The following is a 16,096-nucleotide window of genomic DNA, read 5'->3' as shown; positions in this document are numbered from 1 at the left end:
GCCCCTTTTCCATGGCCGGATGGTCCCGGATCCCGAAGGTCCGGGACCATTGGCGGGTGCAGGGCAGAGCCCTGCGGGCGCGTCACGCCGCGCGGGCGAGCTTCGCCTTCTCCTGGGCGAAGGCCCAGTCGAGCCAGGGGAAGAGCGCTTCGAGATCGGCGGTCTCGACGGTGGCGCCGCACCAGAGACGCAGGCCCGCGGGCGCGTCGCGGTAGGCGCCGATGTCGAGGGCCACGCCCTCGGCTTCCAGCCGCTCGACGATGCCCGAGGCCACGGCCGCCACCGCCGCGTCGCCCTTGGCCAGCACGTCCGGATCGGCGATCACGAGGCAGACGCCGGTGTTCGAGTAGGTGGACGGATCGACCGCGAGGTGACCGATCCAGGGCGTGCGCGCCACCCAGGCATGGACCGCGGCGGCGTTGGCGTCGGCCCGGGCGTGGAGCGCGTCCAGACCGCCGATCGATTCGGCCCAGCGCAGGGTGTCGATGTAGTCCTCGACCGCGAGCATCGAGGGCGTGTTGATGGTGTCGCCCCGGAAGATGCCCTCGATCAGCTTGCCGCCCTTGGTGAGGCGGAACACCTTCGGCACCGGCCAGGCGGGGGTGTGGCTCTCCAGGCGCGCCACGGCGCGGGGGGAGAGGATCAGCATGCCGTGCGCGGCCTCGCCGCCCATCACCTTCTGCCAGGAGAAGGTGAGCACGTCGATCTTGTCCCAGGCGAGGGCTTGAGCGAAGGCCGCCGAGGTGGCGTCGCAGATCGTGATGCCCTCGCGGTCGGCCGCGATCCAGTCGCCGTTCGGCACCTTCACGCCGGCGGCGGTGCCGTTCCAGGTGAAGACGACGTCGTTGTGCTTCGTGTCGATGGCCGAGAGATCAGGCAGGGTGCCGTAGGGGGCCTTGTGGATGCGCGGGCTGATCTTCAGCTCGGAGAGGGCGTCGGTGACCCATTCGAGGCCGAACGCTTCCCAGGCCGCGACCTCGACGGTCCGCTCGCCCAGCATGGTCCACATGGCCATCTCGACCGCGCCGGTGTCGGAGGCCGGCACGATGCCGATGCGGTAATCCGCCGGCACCCGCAGCACCGCGCGGGTGCGGTCGATCGCCTCCTTCAGCTTCGCCTTGCCGAGGGCCGAGCGGTGCGAGCGGCCGAGCGCGGCGTCCGAGAGAGCCTGGAGCTGCCAGCCGGGGCGCTTGGCGCAGGGGCCGGACGAGAAGTTCGGCACGCGCGGACGGGCGGCGGGACGGTCGGACATCGGCATCATCCTGGCAGTCGGATTCGCCGCGACGCTTGGGGGCGAATCGAGCCGGTGCCTGTGCGCCGAGTCGCGGTCGCGTGCAAGGGGGTTGCCCGCAACAGGGATATGCCCGTCGTCAGCGTGCCTGCCGCGGCACGCGCTCCGCCAGCAGATCCGGCCGTCGCTCCGCGGTGAGCCGCTCGGCCTGCTCCCGGCGCCAGCGGGCGACGGCGCCGTGGTTGCCGCTGTTCAGCACGTCCGGGATCGTTCGTCCCTCCCAGTCCCGCGGACGGGTGTAGTGCGGGTATTCGAGCAAGCCGCCCTCGAAGCTCTCCTCCTCGCCGGAGGCCGCCTTGCCCATCACGCCCGGCAGCAGGCGCACGCAGGCGTCGAGGAGCGTCAGCGCGGCGATCTCGCCCCCCGACAGCACGTAGTCGCCGATCGAGACCTCCTCCAGGCCGCGGCCCGCGATGACCCGCTCGTCCACGCCCTCGAAACGGCCGCAGACGACGAGCGCGCCCGGCCCCTCCGCCAGCGCCCGCACGCGCGCCTGCGTCAGCGGGCGGCCGCGGGGCGACATCAGCAGGCGCGGGCGCGGATCGTCCGGCTCCGCCGCGGCGTCGATCGCCGCCGCCAGCACGTCGCAGCGCAGGACCATGCCGGCCCCCCCGCCGGCCGGGGTGTCGTCCACGTTCCGGTGGCGTCCGATCCCGTGGGCGCGGATGTTGCGGACCTCGCAGGTCCAGTCGCCGCGGGCCAGCGCATCGCCCGAGAGCGAGATCCCGAGCGGGCCCGGGAACATCTCCGAGTAGAGGGTGAGGATCGTGGCCCGCCAGGGCCGGGACGACATCGACATGCCGGAGGTGATGGCGGGGCCTCGGGGCGGGGTCAATCGGGCGCGGGTCGCAACGGGTCCGTGGGGGCCGGCGTTGCCCGCCCGATGATCCGCGCCGCTCTCCTCCTTCTCGCCCTCACCGCCGCGGCCCAGGCCGCCGAACCGCTCGCGCCCCCGGGCGCGCCGGCCTCCGCCTTCCCGAAACCGGACCGGCCGGTCGCCGAGATCGTGGCGCCGCAATGGACCCCCGAGAGCCAGCGGGACCGGAACGGCGAGTTCGCCGAGGTGGCGCGCCTGCTCCGGGTGGCGCCCGGCGAGACGGTGGCCGATATCGGCGCAGGCAGCGGCTACTACGTGGTGCGGCTGAGCCCGCTGGTCGGTCCGGGGGGCCGGGTCTTGGCCGAGGACGTGACGCCGAGCTACCTCGCCGCCCTGGAGAAGCGGGTCCGCGATCTCCCGAACGTCACGGTGGTGCGGGGCGAGCCGCACGACCCGCGCCTGCCGCCGGCCTCGGTCGATGCGGCGATCCTCGTCCATATGTACCACGAGATCGTCCAGCCCTTCGGGCTGCTGCACAACCTCGCCGCCGCGATGAAGCCCGGCGGCCGGGTCGGCATCCTCGACGCCGACGCGGTGCCGGCCCGCCACGGCACGCCGCCGGCGCTGCTGCGCTGCGAGCTCGCGGCCGCGGGCTACCGTGAGACCGGCTTCGCCTGGCTGAAGGACGGCACCTATCTGGCGACCTTCGAGGCGCCCGCGCCGGAGCGGCGGCCGGATCCCGCCAGCATCCGGCCCTGCGCCGACACGGCGACGCGCGAGGGCCGCTGAGCGGCTTCAGGCCGGCTCGTCGGCGGGCTTCTCGCCGGGCGGCGCGAAAAAGTCCTCGGGCAGCGCCGCGACGACGCGGCCGTTCGCGATGTCGAGGGTCGGCACGAAGGCCTTGGTGAAGGGCAGGAGGGCAGTCGGGCCGCCCTGCTCGGAGCGGATCTCCAAGAGATCGCCGCCGCCGTAGTTCGGCACCGCCACGATGCTGCCGAGCCGGGCGCCGTCCGAGTCCACCACGGCGAGCCCGATCAGGTCAGCGAGGAAGAACTCGTCCTCCTCCGGCGCGCCGAGTTTTTCACGCGCGACGGCGAGGGTGACCCGGTTCAGCGCTTCGGCGCCGGTGCGGTCGGCCACGCCCTTCACGCGGCAGAGCAGAATGTCGGAGGCGGCACCGGGGGCGGGGCGCGCGTCGAGGAGTTCGAGGTTGCGGCCGTCCGAAGTGCGCAAGGGGCCGTAGCCCGCGATGGCGAGGGGGTCGCCGGTATAGGATTTCAGCCGGATCTCGCCGTTCAGACCGTGCGGGCGGCCGAACTCGCCGAGCAGGACGAGGTCGGGATCGTGCGAGGCGGGCTTCGGGGCAGGCGCCCTGCGGGCGGAGGTCACCGCGGCCGGATCGAGACGGCCCGAGCGTCGCGCGCCGTCGCCGTGCGTATGAGATCCGGGACGACGGGCCATGCGGGGCTCTGTCCTTCGATACGGGCGCCGGTACGCGGCGCGAGAGGAGGGCGGTGACCCGGCGCGCGCTGCGCACCCTCCGGTACCGCCCTCGCTCCGTCCCCTCCCCATAACGGGGAGGGGCTGAGGCGCAAGCCCTTAGGCCAGCGTCTTAGGCTGCGGCGTCCTCGGCCGGAGCGGCGGCCTTCTCGGCGCGCTTGGCAGCGCGCTCCTTGGCCTTGTCGCCGGGCTCGGCCTTCTGCGGGTTGTTGCGGGCCGGGCGCTTGGCGAGGCCGGCGGCGTCGAGGAAGCGCAGGACGCGGTCGGTCGGCTGGGCGCCCTTGGCGAGCCAGGCCTGGACCTTCTCGGTGTCGAGCACGATGCGGGCCGGATCGTCCTTGGCCTTCATCGGGTCGTAGGCGCCGACCTTCTCGATGAAGCGGCCGTCGCGCGGGGCGCGGGCGTCGGCGACGACGATGCGGTAATACGGGCGCTTCTTGGCGCCGCCACGGGTGAGACGGATCTTGAGGGACATGGTTTTCTCCTGATGATCTGAGCGAATAGCGAGTAGTGAGTAGCGAATAAAGGAGCCCCTATTAGCTATTCGCTACTCCCTATTCGCCTACTTCTTTTTCCCGAACGGGAATCCACCGAGACCGGGAAGCCCCGGCATCTTCGGCCCGCCGAGCCCCGGAAGGCCCGGCATCTTTCCACCGCCGAGTCCCGGCGGCATGGGCGGCAGCTTGCCGCCGAACTGCTTCTCCAGCGCCGCGATCTGCTCGGGCGTGGGCTCCGGCATGCCCGGGGGCAGGCCCGGCATGCCGCCGGGCATGCCGCCGCCAAGACCGAACATGTTGCCGATCGCCTGGCCGATGCCGCGCTTGCCCGAGCCCATCGCCTTCATCATGTCGGCCATGGTGCGGTGCATCTTGAGGAGCTTGTTGATCTCCTCGACCTTCACGCCGGACCCCGCCGCGATGCGTTTCTTGCGGGAGTTCTTCAGGAGGTCGGGATTCTTTCGCTCCTGGGGCGTCATCGAGGAAATGATCGCGCGCTGGCGCTTGAACATCTTCTCGTCGAGGTTGGCGCCCTCGACCTGCTTCTTGATCTGACCCATGCCGGGCAGCATGCCCATCAGGCCGCCGATGCCGCCCATCTTCTCCATCTGGGCGAGTTGCTGGGACAGGTCCTCGAGGTCGAACTTGCCCTTGCGCATCTTCTCGGCGGTGCGCATCGCCTGCTCGGCGTCGATCGTCTCCGCCGCCTTCTCGACGAGGGAGACGATGTCGCCCATGCCGAGGATGCGGTTGGCCACGCGCGCCGGATGGAACTCCTCCAGCGCATCGACCTTCTCGCCGACGCCGACGAGCTTGATCGGCTTGCCGGTGACGGCGCGCATCGAGAGCGCCGCGCCGCCGCGCGAATCGCCGTCCATCCGGGTGAGCACGATACCGGTGACGCCGAGCCGCTCATCGAAGGCGCGGGCGGTGTTGACCGCGTCCTGGCCGGTGAGCGCGTCGGCCACCAGCAGCACCTCGTGCGGCCGGGTCGCGGCCTTCACCTCGGCGGCCTCGGCCATCAGGGCCTCGTCCACCGTGGTGCGGCCGGCGGTGTCGAGCATCACCACGTCGAAGCCGCCGAGCCGCGCCGCGTCCATGGCGCGCTTGGCGATCTGCACCGCCGACTGGCCGGCCACGATCGGCAGCGACTCGACGCCGACCTGCTTGGCCAGCACCGCGAGCTGCTCCATCGCGGCCGGGCGGCGCGTGTCGAGAGAGGCGAGGAGCACCTTGCGCCGCTCGCGCTCGGTGAGGCGCCGGGCGATCTTGGCGGTGGTCGTGGTCTTGCCCGAGCCCTGCAGGCCGACCATCAGGATCGGCACGGGGGCGGGGGCGTTGAGGTCGACCGTCTCGGCGTCGGTGCCGAGCATCGCCACGAGCTCGTCGTTGACGATCTTCACGACCATCTGGCCGGGCGTCACGGACTTGAGCACGACGGCGCCGACCGCCTTCTCGCGGACCCGGTCCGTGAAGCCGCGCACCACTTCCAGCGCGACGTCGGCCTCCAGCAGGGCCCGGCGCACCTCGCGCATGGCGGCGGTGACGTCGGCCTCAGTCAGGGCGCCCCGGCGGGTGAGGCCCGAGAGGATGCCGGAGAGGCGGTCGGAGAGACCTTCGAACATGCGGCTCTACGCGTCCCGCTTACTGGTGCAGCCCGGCCCGCTCGACGCGGCGGGCCTGGAGGTCGGCCTCGAAGGCCTGGATCGCGCGGGCGAACTTGTCCCGGCACTCAGGATTGCAGAAGCCGACCACGGCGCCGTTGTAGAGGGTGAGCGCGTCCGCCGAGATCGGCTTGCCCGACCACGGGCAGATCTCGTTGATCGCGTCCTCGATGTTCAGGCGCTCGGTCGGCATGGCACGAACAACTCTCGGATGGCCCGATACCTGTCGCCAGCACCAAGGGCGCCCGAGGGCGCACACGCGCTGTCGGGCGTTGGCCTCCGGCCTCGCGGGCCGGTCGGCTTCGGTGTCGACGACATTCGTCGGACGGGTCCGGGGCGGTAACCGGGCGGCCCCGGGAAGTCAAGCCGGAGAGCCCGCGACGGGACGGGTACCGGGGCAGGACGCCGAGGAGTCGTTAAGCTTTACGGCTTGTTAAGCATGTTCGGGCTTGGATGAGGCCATCCCGAACAGGATGACCCAGCCGATGTCGGAACCCGCCCGCCAATACCCGTCGACCGACACCGGCTCTCGGCCCGCCTCCGGCCCCTTGCGCGACTGGCTCGCGGCCATGAAGGCGCACGCTCCCGCCTCTGCTTCGGTCACCGAGAGCCCGGCCGAGCCAGCTCGCCAGACAGCCCGTACCGAGGCCGCTCGCGCGGAGCCGAGCTGGAGCCCCCGCATCGTCGAGGCACGCGCCCCCCGAGCGGAGGATCCGGACCTCGCCGAGCTGATGGCCGAGAACCTGATGCTGAAGGCCAAGCTCGACCTCGAAACCGACCGGCAGGATGCGCTGAAGGCAAAGCTTGCGGAGGAGATCCGGGCCCTGCGCAGCCATGTGCAGGAAGAGGTCGGACTGCTGGAGAGCTTCCGGGCCGAGCGCGACCGGATCCTCGCCGAGTGCGACGGCCTGCGGGCGGAGCAGGGGCGCCACGAAGCCGAGCGCGACGCACTGCGGCGCGAGCGGGATCGGGCCACGGCCGAGCGCGACGCCGCCCAGGCCGAGATTGCACGGTTCGAAGCCGAACGCGACACCGCGCGCGCGGAAGGTGAACTGTGGCGGGCGCGAGCCGAGGCCCTGGCCCAACCGCTGTTCCAGTCTCGGCGCTGAGCCGATCCCGGCACCCAAAAAGTCGAAGGGCCGCCCAGAGGGCGGCCCTTCCATTGCCGAACCGCGGTTCGGCCGAAACTGGTCCGATGTCGGAGCTCAGACGCCTTTAGAGGCAGGCGCCGGAGGCGACGGTCCAGGTCCGGGAAGCCGAAGTGCGCGGCTGATGACAATGAGACACTGGATCACCTCCTTTCGTTGGTTGCGGGTGGACCCAAGGTAGGTGTGCCGAACCGGCTTGTGAAGACCGCCGGCTGCGCCCTCTCGCCGCAATGCAGCAGACAGCGCGGTCGGGCTTCCGTGCCCCGGCGCGGCGGCGTATCAGGGCCCTTCCGCCGCCACGTCAGCCCCGTATCCCCCTTGTCCGTCTCCCCGCTGCCCCACGGGCGTTCCGACGACGCCCTCGACCCGGCCGCCATGCGCCAGCCCCTGCCGGATGCGTGGTACTGTGTCGGGCAATCCGCTGCGCTCCGCGGCGGTGGCGGGAAGGCCATGCGGGCGGTCTCGCTCAACGGCGAGCAGATCGTGATCGGCCGCGGACCGAACGGCGCACCTTTCGCGCTGCGCGACCGCTGCCCGCACCGGGGCATGGCCCTGTCGAAGGGGCGCTTCGACGGGCAGACCCTGATGTGCCCCTTCCACGGCTGGCGCTTCGGCACGGACGGGCATTGCCGAGAGGTTCCGACGCTCTCGACGCACGACGCCGCCGACTTCTCGCGCATCGCCGTTCAGCGTTTCCCCGTGCGGGAGAGCGCGGGCTTCGTCTGGGTCAACCCGACCCCGCAGGCAAGCGGGGCGGCGCCCGCCCTGCCGGAGCTGGATTTCGAGCCCGCGGGCTCGCTCGTGGTGGAACTGGAGGTCGAGGCCTCGTTCGACCTCACGACCTTGAGCCTCGTCGATCCGGGCCACGTCGCCTTCGTGCACGATTCCTGGTGGTTCCGGCCCTCGAAGGAGCTGCGCGAGAAGGTGAAGACCTTCCAGCCGGTCGAGCACGGCTTCGTCATGACGAGCCACGCCACCACGAAGAGCTCACCCGTCTACCGCCTTCTCGGCGGCGTCCCGGAGGTGGAGATCGAGTTCCGGCTGCCGGGAGTCCGCCTGGAGCGCATCAGGGCAGGCCTGAAGCGCGTGGCGAACTACACCTTCGCGACACCGCTCTCCGAGAACAGGACCATGCTCACCAACGCGCTCTACTGGAGCATGCCGGCGCTGAACCTCCTGAAGCCGATCGCCCGGCCGCTGATGCGCCAGTTTCTGACGCAGGACCAGCAGGTGCTCCAGCACGCGCAAGCGGGGCTCGACCGCAAGCCCACCATGGTGCTGCTCGGCGACGGGGATCTGCCTTCGCAATGGTACTTCCGCCTGAAGCGCGAGGCTCTGGAGGCGGCCCGCGCTGGCCGCGCCTTCGTCAACCCGCTGGAGCGGCGGGTGCTCCGCTGGCGTTCGTGAGGGCGCCGGCAAGGGTTCGTTAACCATAAAACGGTTAGCTGTGGCCGAACGACCCCGAGCCCCGCGAGCCCCGATGCCCCGCTACTTCATCGACCTGCACGACGGGGCCCAGCCGGTGCGCGACGAGGTCGGCTTCGATCTGCCGGACCTCGATGCCGCCCGCGGCAAGGTTACCCGCATCATGTCGGCGATCGTGCGCGACATGCTGCCGGATGTCGAGCGCCAGGACTTCGTCGCCTGCGTGCGCGACATCGGCGGCGCCGTGGTCTACCGGGCACGGCTGTCGCTCGCAGTCGAGGCCGCGGAGTAGCGCAGCCCTTCGAGCCGGCCGCCCTGCGGCACGCGCGACCCGAACGCTTGACGGTGCGACGCGCCCGGCCATCTCCGGGTGCATGAAACGGCGCAGCCTGCTCACGGTCGCCAGCGCGGCCACGGTGATGACCCTCGGGGGCGTTGGCTACGCCGCGCACCGGCGCTCCAGAAATCCCTACTACGACGGGCCGAAGAGCGAGAATTTCGACGGCCTGCGCTTCCACAGCCCCGAGCAGGGCGCCGACAAGGACCTCTCCGAAGTGATCCGCTGGCAGCTCACCCGCAAGGGCGAGCGCTGGCCGACCCATGTCCCCAGCCCCTTCCCGGCGGACAAGCCGCCGGAGCGCGTGGACGCCCTGCGGGTCGTGCTGATCGGGCATGCCAGCTACCTCGTGCAGGTGGCCGGTCGGAACATCCTGATCGACCCGGTCTTCGGCAAACGTGCGAGCCCGCTGCGCTTTGCGGGGCCGAAGCGGGTGAACCCGCCAGGCATCGCCTACGCCGACCTGCCGCCGATCGACGCGGTGTTGATCACCCACAACCACTACGACCATCTTGAGGGACCGACCGTCGCTCGGCTCTGGCAGGACCACCAGCCGACGATCGTCGCACCGCTCGGCAACGACGTGATCCTGCGCGGCTACGACGATTCAATGATGGTCGAGACCCGCAACTGGGGCGAGACGGTGGATCTCGGCGGAGACCTCGCCGTCCATCTCACGCCGGCCAATCACTGGTCGGCGCGCGGCGTCAACGACCGGCGCATGGCCCTCTGGTGTGCCTTCGTGCTCACTTCGGTTGAGGGCGTGCACTATCATGTCGGTGATACCGGCCTCGGCGACGGCGCGATCTTCCGGGCGGTCGCCGAGCGCTTCGGCCCACCCAACCTGGCCACCCTGCCGATCGGTGCCTACGAGCCGCGCTGGTTCATGAAGCCCCAGCACATGAACCCGGAGGACGCAGTCACGGCTCTCGGGCTCCTCGGTGCGGCCCAGGCCCTCGGCCACCATTGGGGCACCTTCCGGCTCACCGACGAGGGCGTCGAGCGCCCCGCCGAGGCGCTGGACGCGGCCCTCGACGCGGCCGGTCTCCCGCGCGACCGCTTCCTCGCCCTGCGGCCCGGACAGGTCTGGATGCCCACCTGAGAATCGTGCGGAATTATACTACAGGTTGCATATCATTCGATACACCACCGAATTTTAACGGCGCGGACCTATTCCTTCGGCCGGCACTGTTCCGTTCCACGCGGCGCTCTAGGCGGGCGCCGCCGCCTGCCGAGAAACAGGTTTCTCATGACATCGTCGTCCCAACGGCTGCGCAGCCTTACCGCGAAGGTCATCCTGCTCGCCGGTGCGGCGATACTGCTCACCATCGGGGCGCTGCTCACAGCCACGAGCCACAGCCTGTGGCGGCAGGTCGAGGCGGCGCAGGAAGAGGAGGGCGGCACGCATATCCGCACGCTCGCCCTGGTGCTCGCCGGCCGCGTGCCGGGCACCGTCGCGGCGCTCGACGGGTCGAGGCTCGACCGCGTGACCGCGCCGGATCTCGGCGCTCTCGCCGACCTGTCGGTGGTGGACGATGTGACGGCCTATGTCGGCGGCACCGCCACGGTCTTCGCCTACGAACACGCGACCGATCGCTTCGTGCGGCGGATCACCAACGTGCGCACCGAGGCAGGCGCCCGCGCCGTGGGGACGGCACTGGCATCCGACCATGCCGCGCAGGCGAGCGTCCGGGCCGGTCGGCCCTTTGCCGGCACCGTGACGCTGTTCGGCCAGCCGTACTACACGGTCTACCACCCGACCTTCGACGCCGCCGGCAAAGTCAATGGGCTGCTCTACGTCGGCATCCCGATCGAGCGCTACCTCGCGCGCTACGCGGCGACCCTGAGCACCACGGCCGTCGCCGCCAGCCTGGTCACGCTCGTCGCCCTCCTGATCATGGTGCCGGTGGGCCTGCGGATGTTCCGCCCCCTCCAGGCCATCGCGAACCGTACGGAGGCCTTGGCGGCGGGTGATCTCGATGGGGAGATCCCGAGCCGGGAGCGCCGGGACGAGATCGGCGCCGTCGCCCGGGCGCTGGCGACCCTGCGTGACGTTAGCCAGCGCGCCCGCGCGCTGGAGGCGGAGCAGAGCGCGAGCGGGGCGGGCGAGCGCGCCCGGCGCCTGCGGGTCGACGCCGAGGTCGAGCGCTTCCGCAGCGCCGTCGCCGAGGCGCTGCGCGCTGTCGATGCCCGGACCTCCGAACTGCGCCAGCGCGCCGCCGCGATGAGCGCGTCCTCAGGCGAGGCGCGCGGCGCGGTTGAGGGAGCGCTCGCGGGCTCGCGCGAGACCGCCGGCACGATCCAGGGCGTGGCGAGCGCTGCCGAGGAGCTGTCGGCCTCCGTGACCGAGATCCGCGACCGGCTCGACCGTGCCGAGACCGAGGTTTCGGGCACAATCCAGGAGGCCGCCGCCACCGAGGCACAAGTGGGCGAGCTCGCCAATTCCGCCGCCCGCATCGGCGACGTGGTGGCGCTGATCTCGCAGATCGCGGGCCAGACGAACCTGCTGGCGCTCAACGCCACGATCGAGGCGGCCCGCGCCGGCGAGGCGGGGCGGGGCTTCGCGGTGGTGGCGGCCGAGGTCAAGGAACTCGCCAACCAGACGGCGCGGGCCACCGAAGAGATCGCCGCCCAGGTGGGCCGCGTCCAGGGTGCGACCGGCAGCGCCGTCGAGGCGATCGGCCGGATGACGACCCGGATGGGGGCGATCGGCGTCGCGACCGCCGACATCGCCGGTGCGATCCTGGCGCAGGGCGCGGCCACCGGCGAGATCGCCCGCAGCGTCGGCGAGACCGCAGGCACCAGCGCGGCGATCGCCCGCGAGCTCGACACGGTCTCGGACGCGGCCCGGCAGACCGCCGAGGCGGCGGCCGCGGTGGAGCAGGCGGCGAGCTCCGTCGAGACCGTCGCGGCAGGTCTCGAAGCTGAGATCGGCCGTTTCCTCGCCGCGGTTGCGGCCTGATCGGGGACGGCGCCTGGGCGACGCCCTCAGGGCGCGCCCGGCGCGGGCCGGGGTCGACTCCGCGCCGTGATGCCGACCGAAGCGACGATCACGCAGGCGATCGCGAACCACTGGACCGGTCCGAGGCGCTCACCGAGGATCGCCATCGCGGCCAGCGACGCGATCGCCGGCTCGACGCTCATCATGACCCCGAAGACCTGCCGGTCGAGCCGGCGCAGCGCCACCATCTCCAGCGAATAGGGGAGCGCGCTCGACATCACCGCGACGACGAGCCCGCTCGCCAGAGTCGCGGGTTCGAACAGGGCGGTGCCCGCCTCCGCGAGACCGAAGGGGGCAATCACCAGAGCCGCCGTCAGCATGCCGAGCGAGACCGCCTGCCCGCCATGGGCGCGGCCCGCGCGCTGACCGAACAGGATGTAGAGGGCCCAGGCGAGGGCCGCCCCGAGCGCGTAGGCGACGCCGACCGGATCGAGCGCGCCCGCACCGCCCAGCGGAAGCAGCAGGCCGAGCCCAAGCACCGCAAGACCGATCCAAGCGACGTCGAAGAGGCGCCGCGAGGCGGAGAGCGCGACCGTGAGCGGTCCCGCGAACTCGATCGCGACCGCAGGCCCCAGCGGGATGGTGAGCAGGGCGCGGTAGAAGAGCAGGTTCATCAGGCCGAGCGCGACCCCGTAAAGCAGGATCCAGCCGGCATCGCGCATGGGCAGGCTGCGCCGCCAGGGCCGCCAGACGGCGAGCAGGATCAGGGCCGAGAAGCCGACGCGCAGCGCCGAGACGCCGGAAGCGCCCACCACGGGGAACAGGGTCTTGGCAAGCGCGGCCCCACTCTGAAGCGAGACCATGCCGGCGACGAGCGCGGCCACGGGCAGGAGCGGGCTGCCGGCAGGGCGGAAATCGGTCGTCACGGGGACGCGTACTCTCGGAGGCAAACAGCTTGCGCCGACCTGCCGGAATGGGCGGATCCCCTCTCCCATAGGGCGAGGGACAAGGTGGAGGGTATGCGGCTGCCGCAAAAATACGCAGCGCGAAACGCGCGTCGATGCCGTGCTCAGGTCTGTGAGGTCATACCCCTCACCCCGCTTTCTGCGAAAGCAGACCTTTCCCTATGGGAGAGGGAGCGCGCCGCGGATCCAGTGCGAACCGGACAGCGCATGCCGTCATCCAATAGCCTGCCGGTAGCGAGAGGGCGCGTCGGCGCGCTACAGGATGAACCGGCTCAGATCCGCGTTCGCCGCGAGGCTCTCCACCCGCGCCCGCACGTAGGCCGCGTCGATCGGGACCGTCTCGCCGGAGCGGTCGGTCGCCGTGAACGAGATCTCGTCGATCACCCGCTCCAGCACCGTCTGCAGACGGCGGGCGCCGATGTTCTCGACCGAGCCGTTCACCTCGACGGCGACGCGGGCGAGCGCGTCGACCGCGTCCTCCGAGAAGGTCAGCGTCACGCCCTCGGTCTCCATTAGGGCGACCGTCTGCTTGAGGAGGCTCGCCTCGGTGGCGGTAAGGATCTGCTTGAAGTCCTCGACGGTGAGCGGCTGCAGCTCGACGCGGATCGGCAGCCGGCCCTGAAGTTCCGGCAGCAGGTCGGCGGGCTTGGAAACGTGAAAGGCGCCGGACGCGATGAACAGGACGTGGTCGGTCTTCACCGGTCCGTGCTTCGTCGCGACCGTGGTGCCCTCGATCAAGGGCAGGAGGTCCCGCTGCACACCCTCGCGGGAGACGTCGGCCGAGGAGCGGCCCTCGCGGGCGCAGATCTTGTCGATCTCGTCGAGGAAGACGATGCCGTTGTCCTCCACCTCGCGGATCGCCTCGCGCACCAGCGCCTCGTCGTCCACGAGCTTGTCGCTCTCCTCGGCGAGAAGCGGCGCATGGGCGTCCCGTACGGTGATGCGGCGCGGCTTGCCGCGCTGACCGCCAAGCGCCTTGCCGAGCATGTCGCCGATATTGATCGCCCCCATCGAGGCGCCGGGCATGCCCGGGATCTCGAACATCGGCACGCCGGCCGGGCCGCCGGAGGTCAGTTCCAGCTCGACCTCCTTGTCGTCGAGCTGGCCGTCGCGGAGCTTCTTCCGGAAGCTGTCGCGGGTGGCAGGGCTCGCGGTGGGACCGACGAGAGCGTCGAGGATGCGCGCCTCCGCGGCGGCCTCGGCCTTGGCGCGGACGGACTTGCGCTTCTCCTCGCGGGTCAGGCCGATGGCTACCTCGACGAGGTCGCGCACGATCTGCTCCACGTCGCGGCCGACATAACCGACTTCGGTGAACTTGGTGGCCTCGACCTTCAGGAAGGGCGCGTTGGCGAGCCGGGCGAGGCGGCGGGCGATCTCGGTCTTGCCGCAGCCGGTTGGGCCGATCATCAGGATGTTCTTGGGCGCCACCTCCTCGCGCAGCGGCCCGGTGAGCTGCTGACGGCGCCAGCGGTTGCGGAGGGCGATCGCGACGGCGCGCTTCGCCTCGTGCTGGCCGACGATGAAGCGGTCGAGTTCGGAAACGATCTCGCGGGGGGAAAACGTGGTCATCGCCCTGGGCTGCCTCGGCGCTCGTCCTCGTGTGCGGCAGAGCTCGGAATGGGGACTCGGCGCCTCCGACGCAAGGGCAACACGGGATCCCGAAGGGCCTCGGGCCCTCGGCGCAGGTCGCGGGACGCGCAGCCCAGGGTTGGAGCCTCCGGCCCGGCTACGCCGGGCCGGAGGCTCCATTGCAGAGCTTCGCCCTGGACCCGAGAAAGGCCTCAGGCCTTTCGAAACCGGGACCTTGCGGCTCAGGCGGCCCGGACCTCCGCGACGAATCCGTCGACCTGGACGCCGAGGTCGCCCGCCCGGCGGGCCAGCTCGCCGGCCGCGGACAGAACCTGGGCGGCACCGGCGCCCGCCGCCTGGGCGTCGCCGCGCATCTCCGCCATGCTGCCGGTGACGGCGCGCGTGTTCTCGGCGGCGCCCGCGACACTGCGGGCGATCTCCCGGGTGGCCGCCTGCTGCTCCTCCACCGCGGCGGCGACGCCGAGCGCGATCTGGTGCACACCGCCGATGGTCGCGTCGATCTCCCCCATGGCCGAGACGGTCTCGCGGGTCGCGTCCTGGATCGTGGCGATCTGGGCGGTGATCTGGTCGGTGGCCCGCGCCGTCTGGGCGGCGAGTTCCTTGACCTCGCTGGCCACCACCGCGAAGCCGCGCCCCGCCTCGCCCGCGCGCGCCGCCTCGATGGTGGCGTTCAAGGCCAGCAGGTTCGTCTGGCCCGCGATGCTGGCAATGAGGCCGACCACCTCGCCGATCCCGCCGGCGCTGCGGGCCAGGATCTCCACCTGCTCGCGGCTGCGCCGCGTGCCCGCGACGGCGCCCGCGGCTGCCTCGGCCGTGCGCGCCACCTGGGCGCCGATCTCGTTGGCGCTGGCGGCGAGTTGCTGCGTCGCCGCCGCGACCGCCTCGACGCTGCCCGCGGTCTCGCCGGAGCGGTAAGCGGCGGCCTCCGAGCGTCGGCTCGTCGCCTCGGCGGTGGTGGTCAGGCTGCGGGCGGTCGCCTCCATCTCGGTCGCGGCGGCGGCCAAGTGTTGGACCAGCTCGCCGACGCTGCCCTCGAACCGGTCGGCCAGCGCCGCCATCTCGGCCTGCCGGGCGGTGCGCGCCGCCGCGCCCGCCCGCGCCTGATCGGCCCGGAGGGATTCGGCGGTGCGCATGGCGTCCGCGAAGACCTGCATGCTCGCCCAGATCGCGCCGATCTCGTCGCGGCTCGGCCGGACCGGCGGCAGCTCGTGCCGTCCGCCCGCGAGCGCCCGGATCGCGTCCGAGACCGCGGCGAGCGGCCGGGCGATCTGGCGGCGGCCGATCAGCCCTCCGACGATGAGGCAGCCGAGCGTGCCGCCGAGCGCCAGCGCGAGCAGCAGGGCCATGCGCTGGCTGTAGAGCGCGTCGGTGGCCGCATCGATCGCCTCGACCTCGTCGCGTCCGCGCTTGACCAGCTCTGTGATGCCGGCCTGGAAGGCGCGGCGGTTGGCCTGGTTGGCCTCGTTGAAGCCAAGCGCCGCGGCAGCCTTCGGCGAGTCCTCGGTACCGGCGCGGGCGATCTCGACGCGCATGCGCGCGAAGGCCGCGGCATCGTGGGACACGGCCTCGAACAGGGCGCGGTCCTTCGCCTCGACGATCGGCGCCCACGCCTTCAACAGCGCGTCCATCGCGGCGAGGCCCCGGGTGATGCCGTCCGCGTACTTCCTCGCCTCGGCGCGGTCGGCCGAGGCGTAGACGCCGCGCGAGTCCATCGTGACCTCGGAGGCGAGACGGTTGAGATTCGCGCCGTTGAGCGCGCGCGTGGCCGCGAACCGCGTCTCGCCGATGGCCTCGTTGAGGGTGTGCAGCGAACCGATGCTCACCGCCGCCACCACAAGGGTGACGGCACTGCAGCCCCCGACGAGCCCGAGAAGTTTGGTTCCGATCTTCATGGTGTGCCGAACCCGTCCCCCGGGGCGGC

The 16,096-nt window shown here is 71.7% G+C and carries 15 protein-coding genes; 6 read left to right on the top strand and 9 right to left on the bottom strand.

What is annotated here, in order from left to right; all coding sequences use genetic code 11:
* Nucleotides 1-82: 82 nt before the first annotated feature.
* Together MFF54_RS18725 and trmD are read right to left on the bottom strand one after the other, a co-directional pair.
* Nucleotides 83-1,252 carry a phosphoserine transaminase gene (locus MFF54_RS18725; RefSeq protein ID WP_238304329.1) on the bottom strand — a complete coding sequence of 390 codons (1,170 nt, stop codon included), beginning with the start codon at nucleotides 1,250-1,252 and terminating at the stop codon, nucleotides 83-85.
* Nucleotides 1,253-1,370: 118 nt separating this feature from the next.
* Nucleotides 1,371-2,084 carry a tRNA (guanosine(37)-N1)-methyltransferase TrmD gene (gene trmD / locus MFF54_RS18720; protein ID WP_370880175.1) on the bottom strand — a complete coding sequence of 238 codons (714 nt, stop codon included), beginning with the start codon at nucleotides 2,082-2,084 and terminating at the stop codon, nucleotides 1,371-1,373.
* Between the two features lie 90 nt (nucleotides 2,085-2,174).
* Here trmD and MFF54_RS18715 point away from each other — a divergent pair, with 90 nt between their 5' ends.
* Nucleotides 2,175-2,897 carry a class I SAM-dependent methyltransferase gene (locus MFF54_RS18715; protein WP_238304327.1) on the top strand — a complete coding sequence of 241 codons (723 nt, stop codon included), beginning with the start codon at nucleotides 2,175-2,177 and terminating at the stop codon, nucleotides 2,895-2,897.
* Nucleotides 2,898-2,903: 6 nt separating this feature from the next.
* Here the strand turns inward: MFF54_RS18715 and rimM are convergent, their stop codons facing one another.
* The 4 genes from rimM to MFF54_RS18695 form a co-directional block, all read right to left on the bottom strand.
* Entirely contained in the window at nucleotides 2,904-3,569 is a 666-nt protein-coding gene (gene rimM, locus MFF54_RS18710) for a ribosome maturation factor RimM (RefSeq protein WP_238304326.1), read from the bottom strand.
* A 151-nt stretch (nucleotides 3,570-3,720) separates the two neighbouring features.
* Nucleotides 3,721-4,083, bottom strand: coding sequence for a 30S ribosomal protein S16 (gene rpsP / locus MFF54_RS18705; protein WP_142583687.1), 363 nt, complete (start codon nucleotides 4,081-4,083; stop codon nucleotides 3,721-3,723).
* A gap of 87 nt (nucleotides 4,084-4,170) precedes the next feature.
* Nucleotides 4,171-5,730 carry a signal recognition particle protein gene (gene ffh, locus MFF54_RS18700; RefSeq protein WP_238304325.1) on the bottom strand — a complete coding sequence of 520 codons (1,560 nt, stop codon included), beginning with the start codon at nucleotides 5,728-5,730 and terminating at the stop codon, nucleotides 4,171-4,173.
* Nucleotides 5,731-5,749: 19 nt separating this feature from the next.
* On the bottom strand, nucleotides 5,750-5,962 hold the full coding sequence (locus tag MFF54_RS18695) for a glutathione S-transferase (protein ID WP_238304324.1): 213 nt from the start codon (nucleotides 5,960-5,962) through the stop codon (nucleotides 5,750-5,752).
* Between the two features lie 292 nt (nucleotides 5,963-6,254).
* On the opposite strand from MFF54_RS18695, the gene MFF54_RS18690 reads away from it, so the two are divergent.
* The 5 genes from MFF54_RS18690 to MFF54_RS18670 all read left to right on the top strand — a co-directional run bounded on the left by MFF54_RS18690 (nucleotide 6,255) and on the right by MFF54_RS18670 (nucleotide 11,641).
* Complete coding sequence (locus MFF54_RS18690) at nucleotides 6,255-6,878, top strand: ATPase (RefSeq protein ID WP_238304323.1); 624 nt, start codon at nucleotides 6,255-6,257, stop codon at nucleotides 6,876-6,878.
* A 414-nt stretch (nucleotides 6,879-7,292) separates the two neighbouring features.
* Nucleotides 7,293-8,324: a Rieske 2Fe-2S domain-containing protein gene (locus MFF54_RS18685; RefSeq protein WP_238304331.1), complete on the top strand. Its 1,032-nt coding sequence runs from the start codon at nucleotides 7,293-7,295 to the stop codon at nucleotides 8,322-8,324.
* 73 nt (nucleotides 8,325-8,397) lie between these two features.
* Nucleotides 8,398-8,634, top strand: coding sequence for a DUF6894 family protein (locus MFF54_RS18680; RefSeq protein WP_238304322.1), 237 nt, complete (start codon nucleotides 8,398-8,400; stop codon nucleotides 8,632-8,634).
* Between the two features lie 82 nt (nucleotides 8,635-8,716).
* Nucleotides 8,717-9,781 (top strand): MBL fold metallo-hydrolase, encoded by a 1,065-nt coding sequence (locus MFF54_RS18675; protein ID WP_238304321.1) that lies wholly within the window; start codon nucleotides 8,717-8,719, stop codon nucleotides 9,779-9,781.
* Between the two features lie 147 nt (nucleotides 9,782-9,928).
* Complete coding sequence (locus MFF54_RS18670) at nucleotides 9,929-11,641, top strand: methyl-accepting chemotaxis protein (protein WP_238304320.1); 1,713 nt, start codon at nucleotides 9,929-9,931, stop codon at nucleotides 11,639-11,641.
* Nucleotides 11,642-11,667: 26 nt separating this feature from the next.
* Here the strand turns inward: MFF54_RS18670 and MFF54_RS18665 are convergent, their stop codons facing one another.
* From MFF54_RS18665 to MFF54_RS18655, 3 genes are all read right to left on the bottom strand, one after another.
* The gene (locus tag MFF54_RS18665; protein ID WP_238304330.1) at nucleotides 11,668-12,483 is read right to left on the bottom strand and encodes an EamA family transporter; all 816 of its coding nucleotides are present in this window, start codon (nucleotides 12,481-12,483) and stop codon (nucleotides 11,668-11,670) included.
* Between the two features lie 357 nt (nucleotides 12,484-12,840).
* On the bottom strand, nucleotides 12,841-14,154 hold the full coding sequence (gene hslU, locus MFF54_RS18660) for an ATP-dependent protease ATPase subunit HslU (protein ID WP_238304319.1): 1,314 nt from the start codon (nucleotides 14,152-14,154) through the stop codon (nucleotides 12,841-12,843).
* Between the two features lie 242 nt (nucleotides 14,155-14,396).
* Nucleotides 14,397-16,067 carry a methyl-accepting chemotaxis protein gene (locus MFF54_RS18655; protein ID WP_238304318.1) on the bottom strand — a complete coding sequence of 557 codons (1,671 nt, stop codon included), beginning with the start codon at nucleotides 16,065-16,067 and terminating at the stop codon, nucleotides 14,397-14,399.
* Nucleotides 16,068-16,096 lie beyond the last annotated feature (29 nt).

It is taken from the genome of Methylobacterium gregans (assembly GCF_022179245.1).
Taxonomy (GTDB): Bacteria; Pseudomonadota; Alphaproteobacteria; order Rhizobiales; family Beijerinckiaceae; genus Methylobacterium; species Methylobacterium gregans.
The sequence above is the reverse complement of the archived record's forward strand: the minus strand, read 5'-3'. Positions and strand labels throughout refer to the sequence as shown.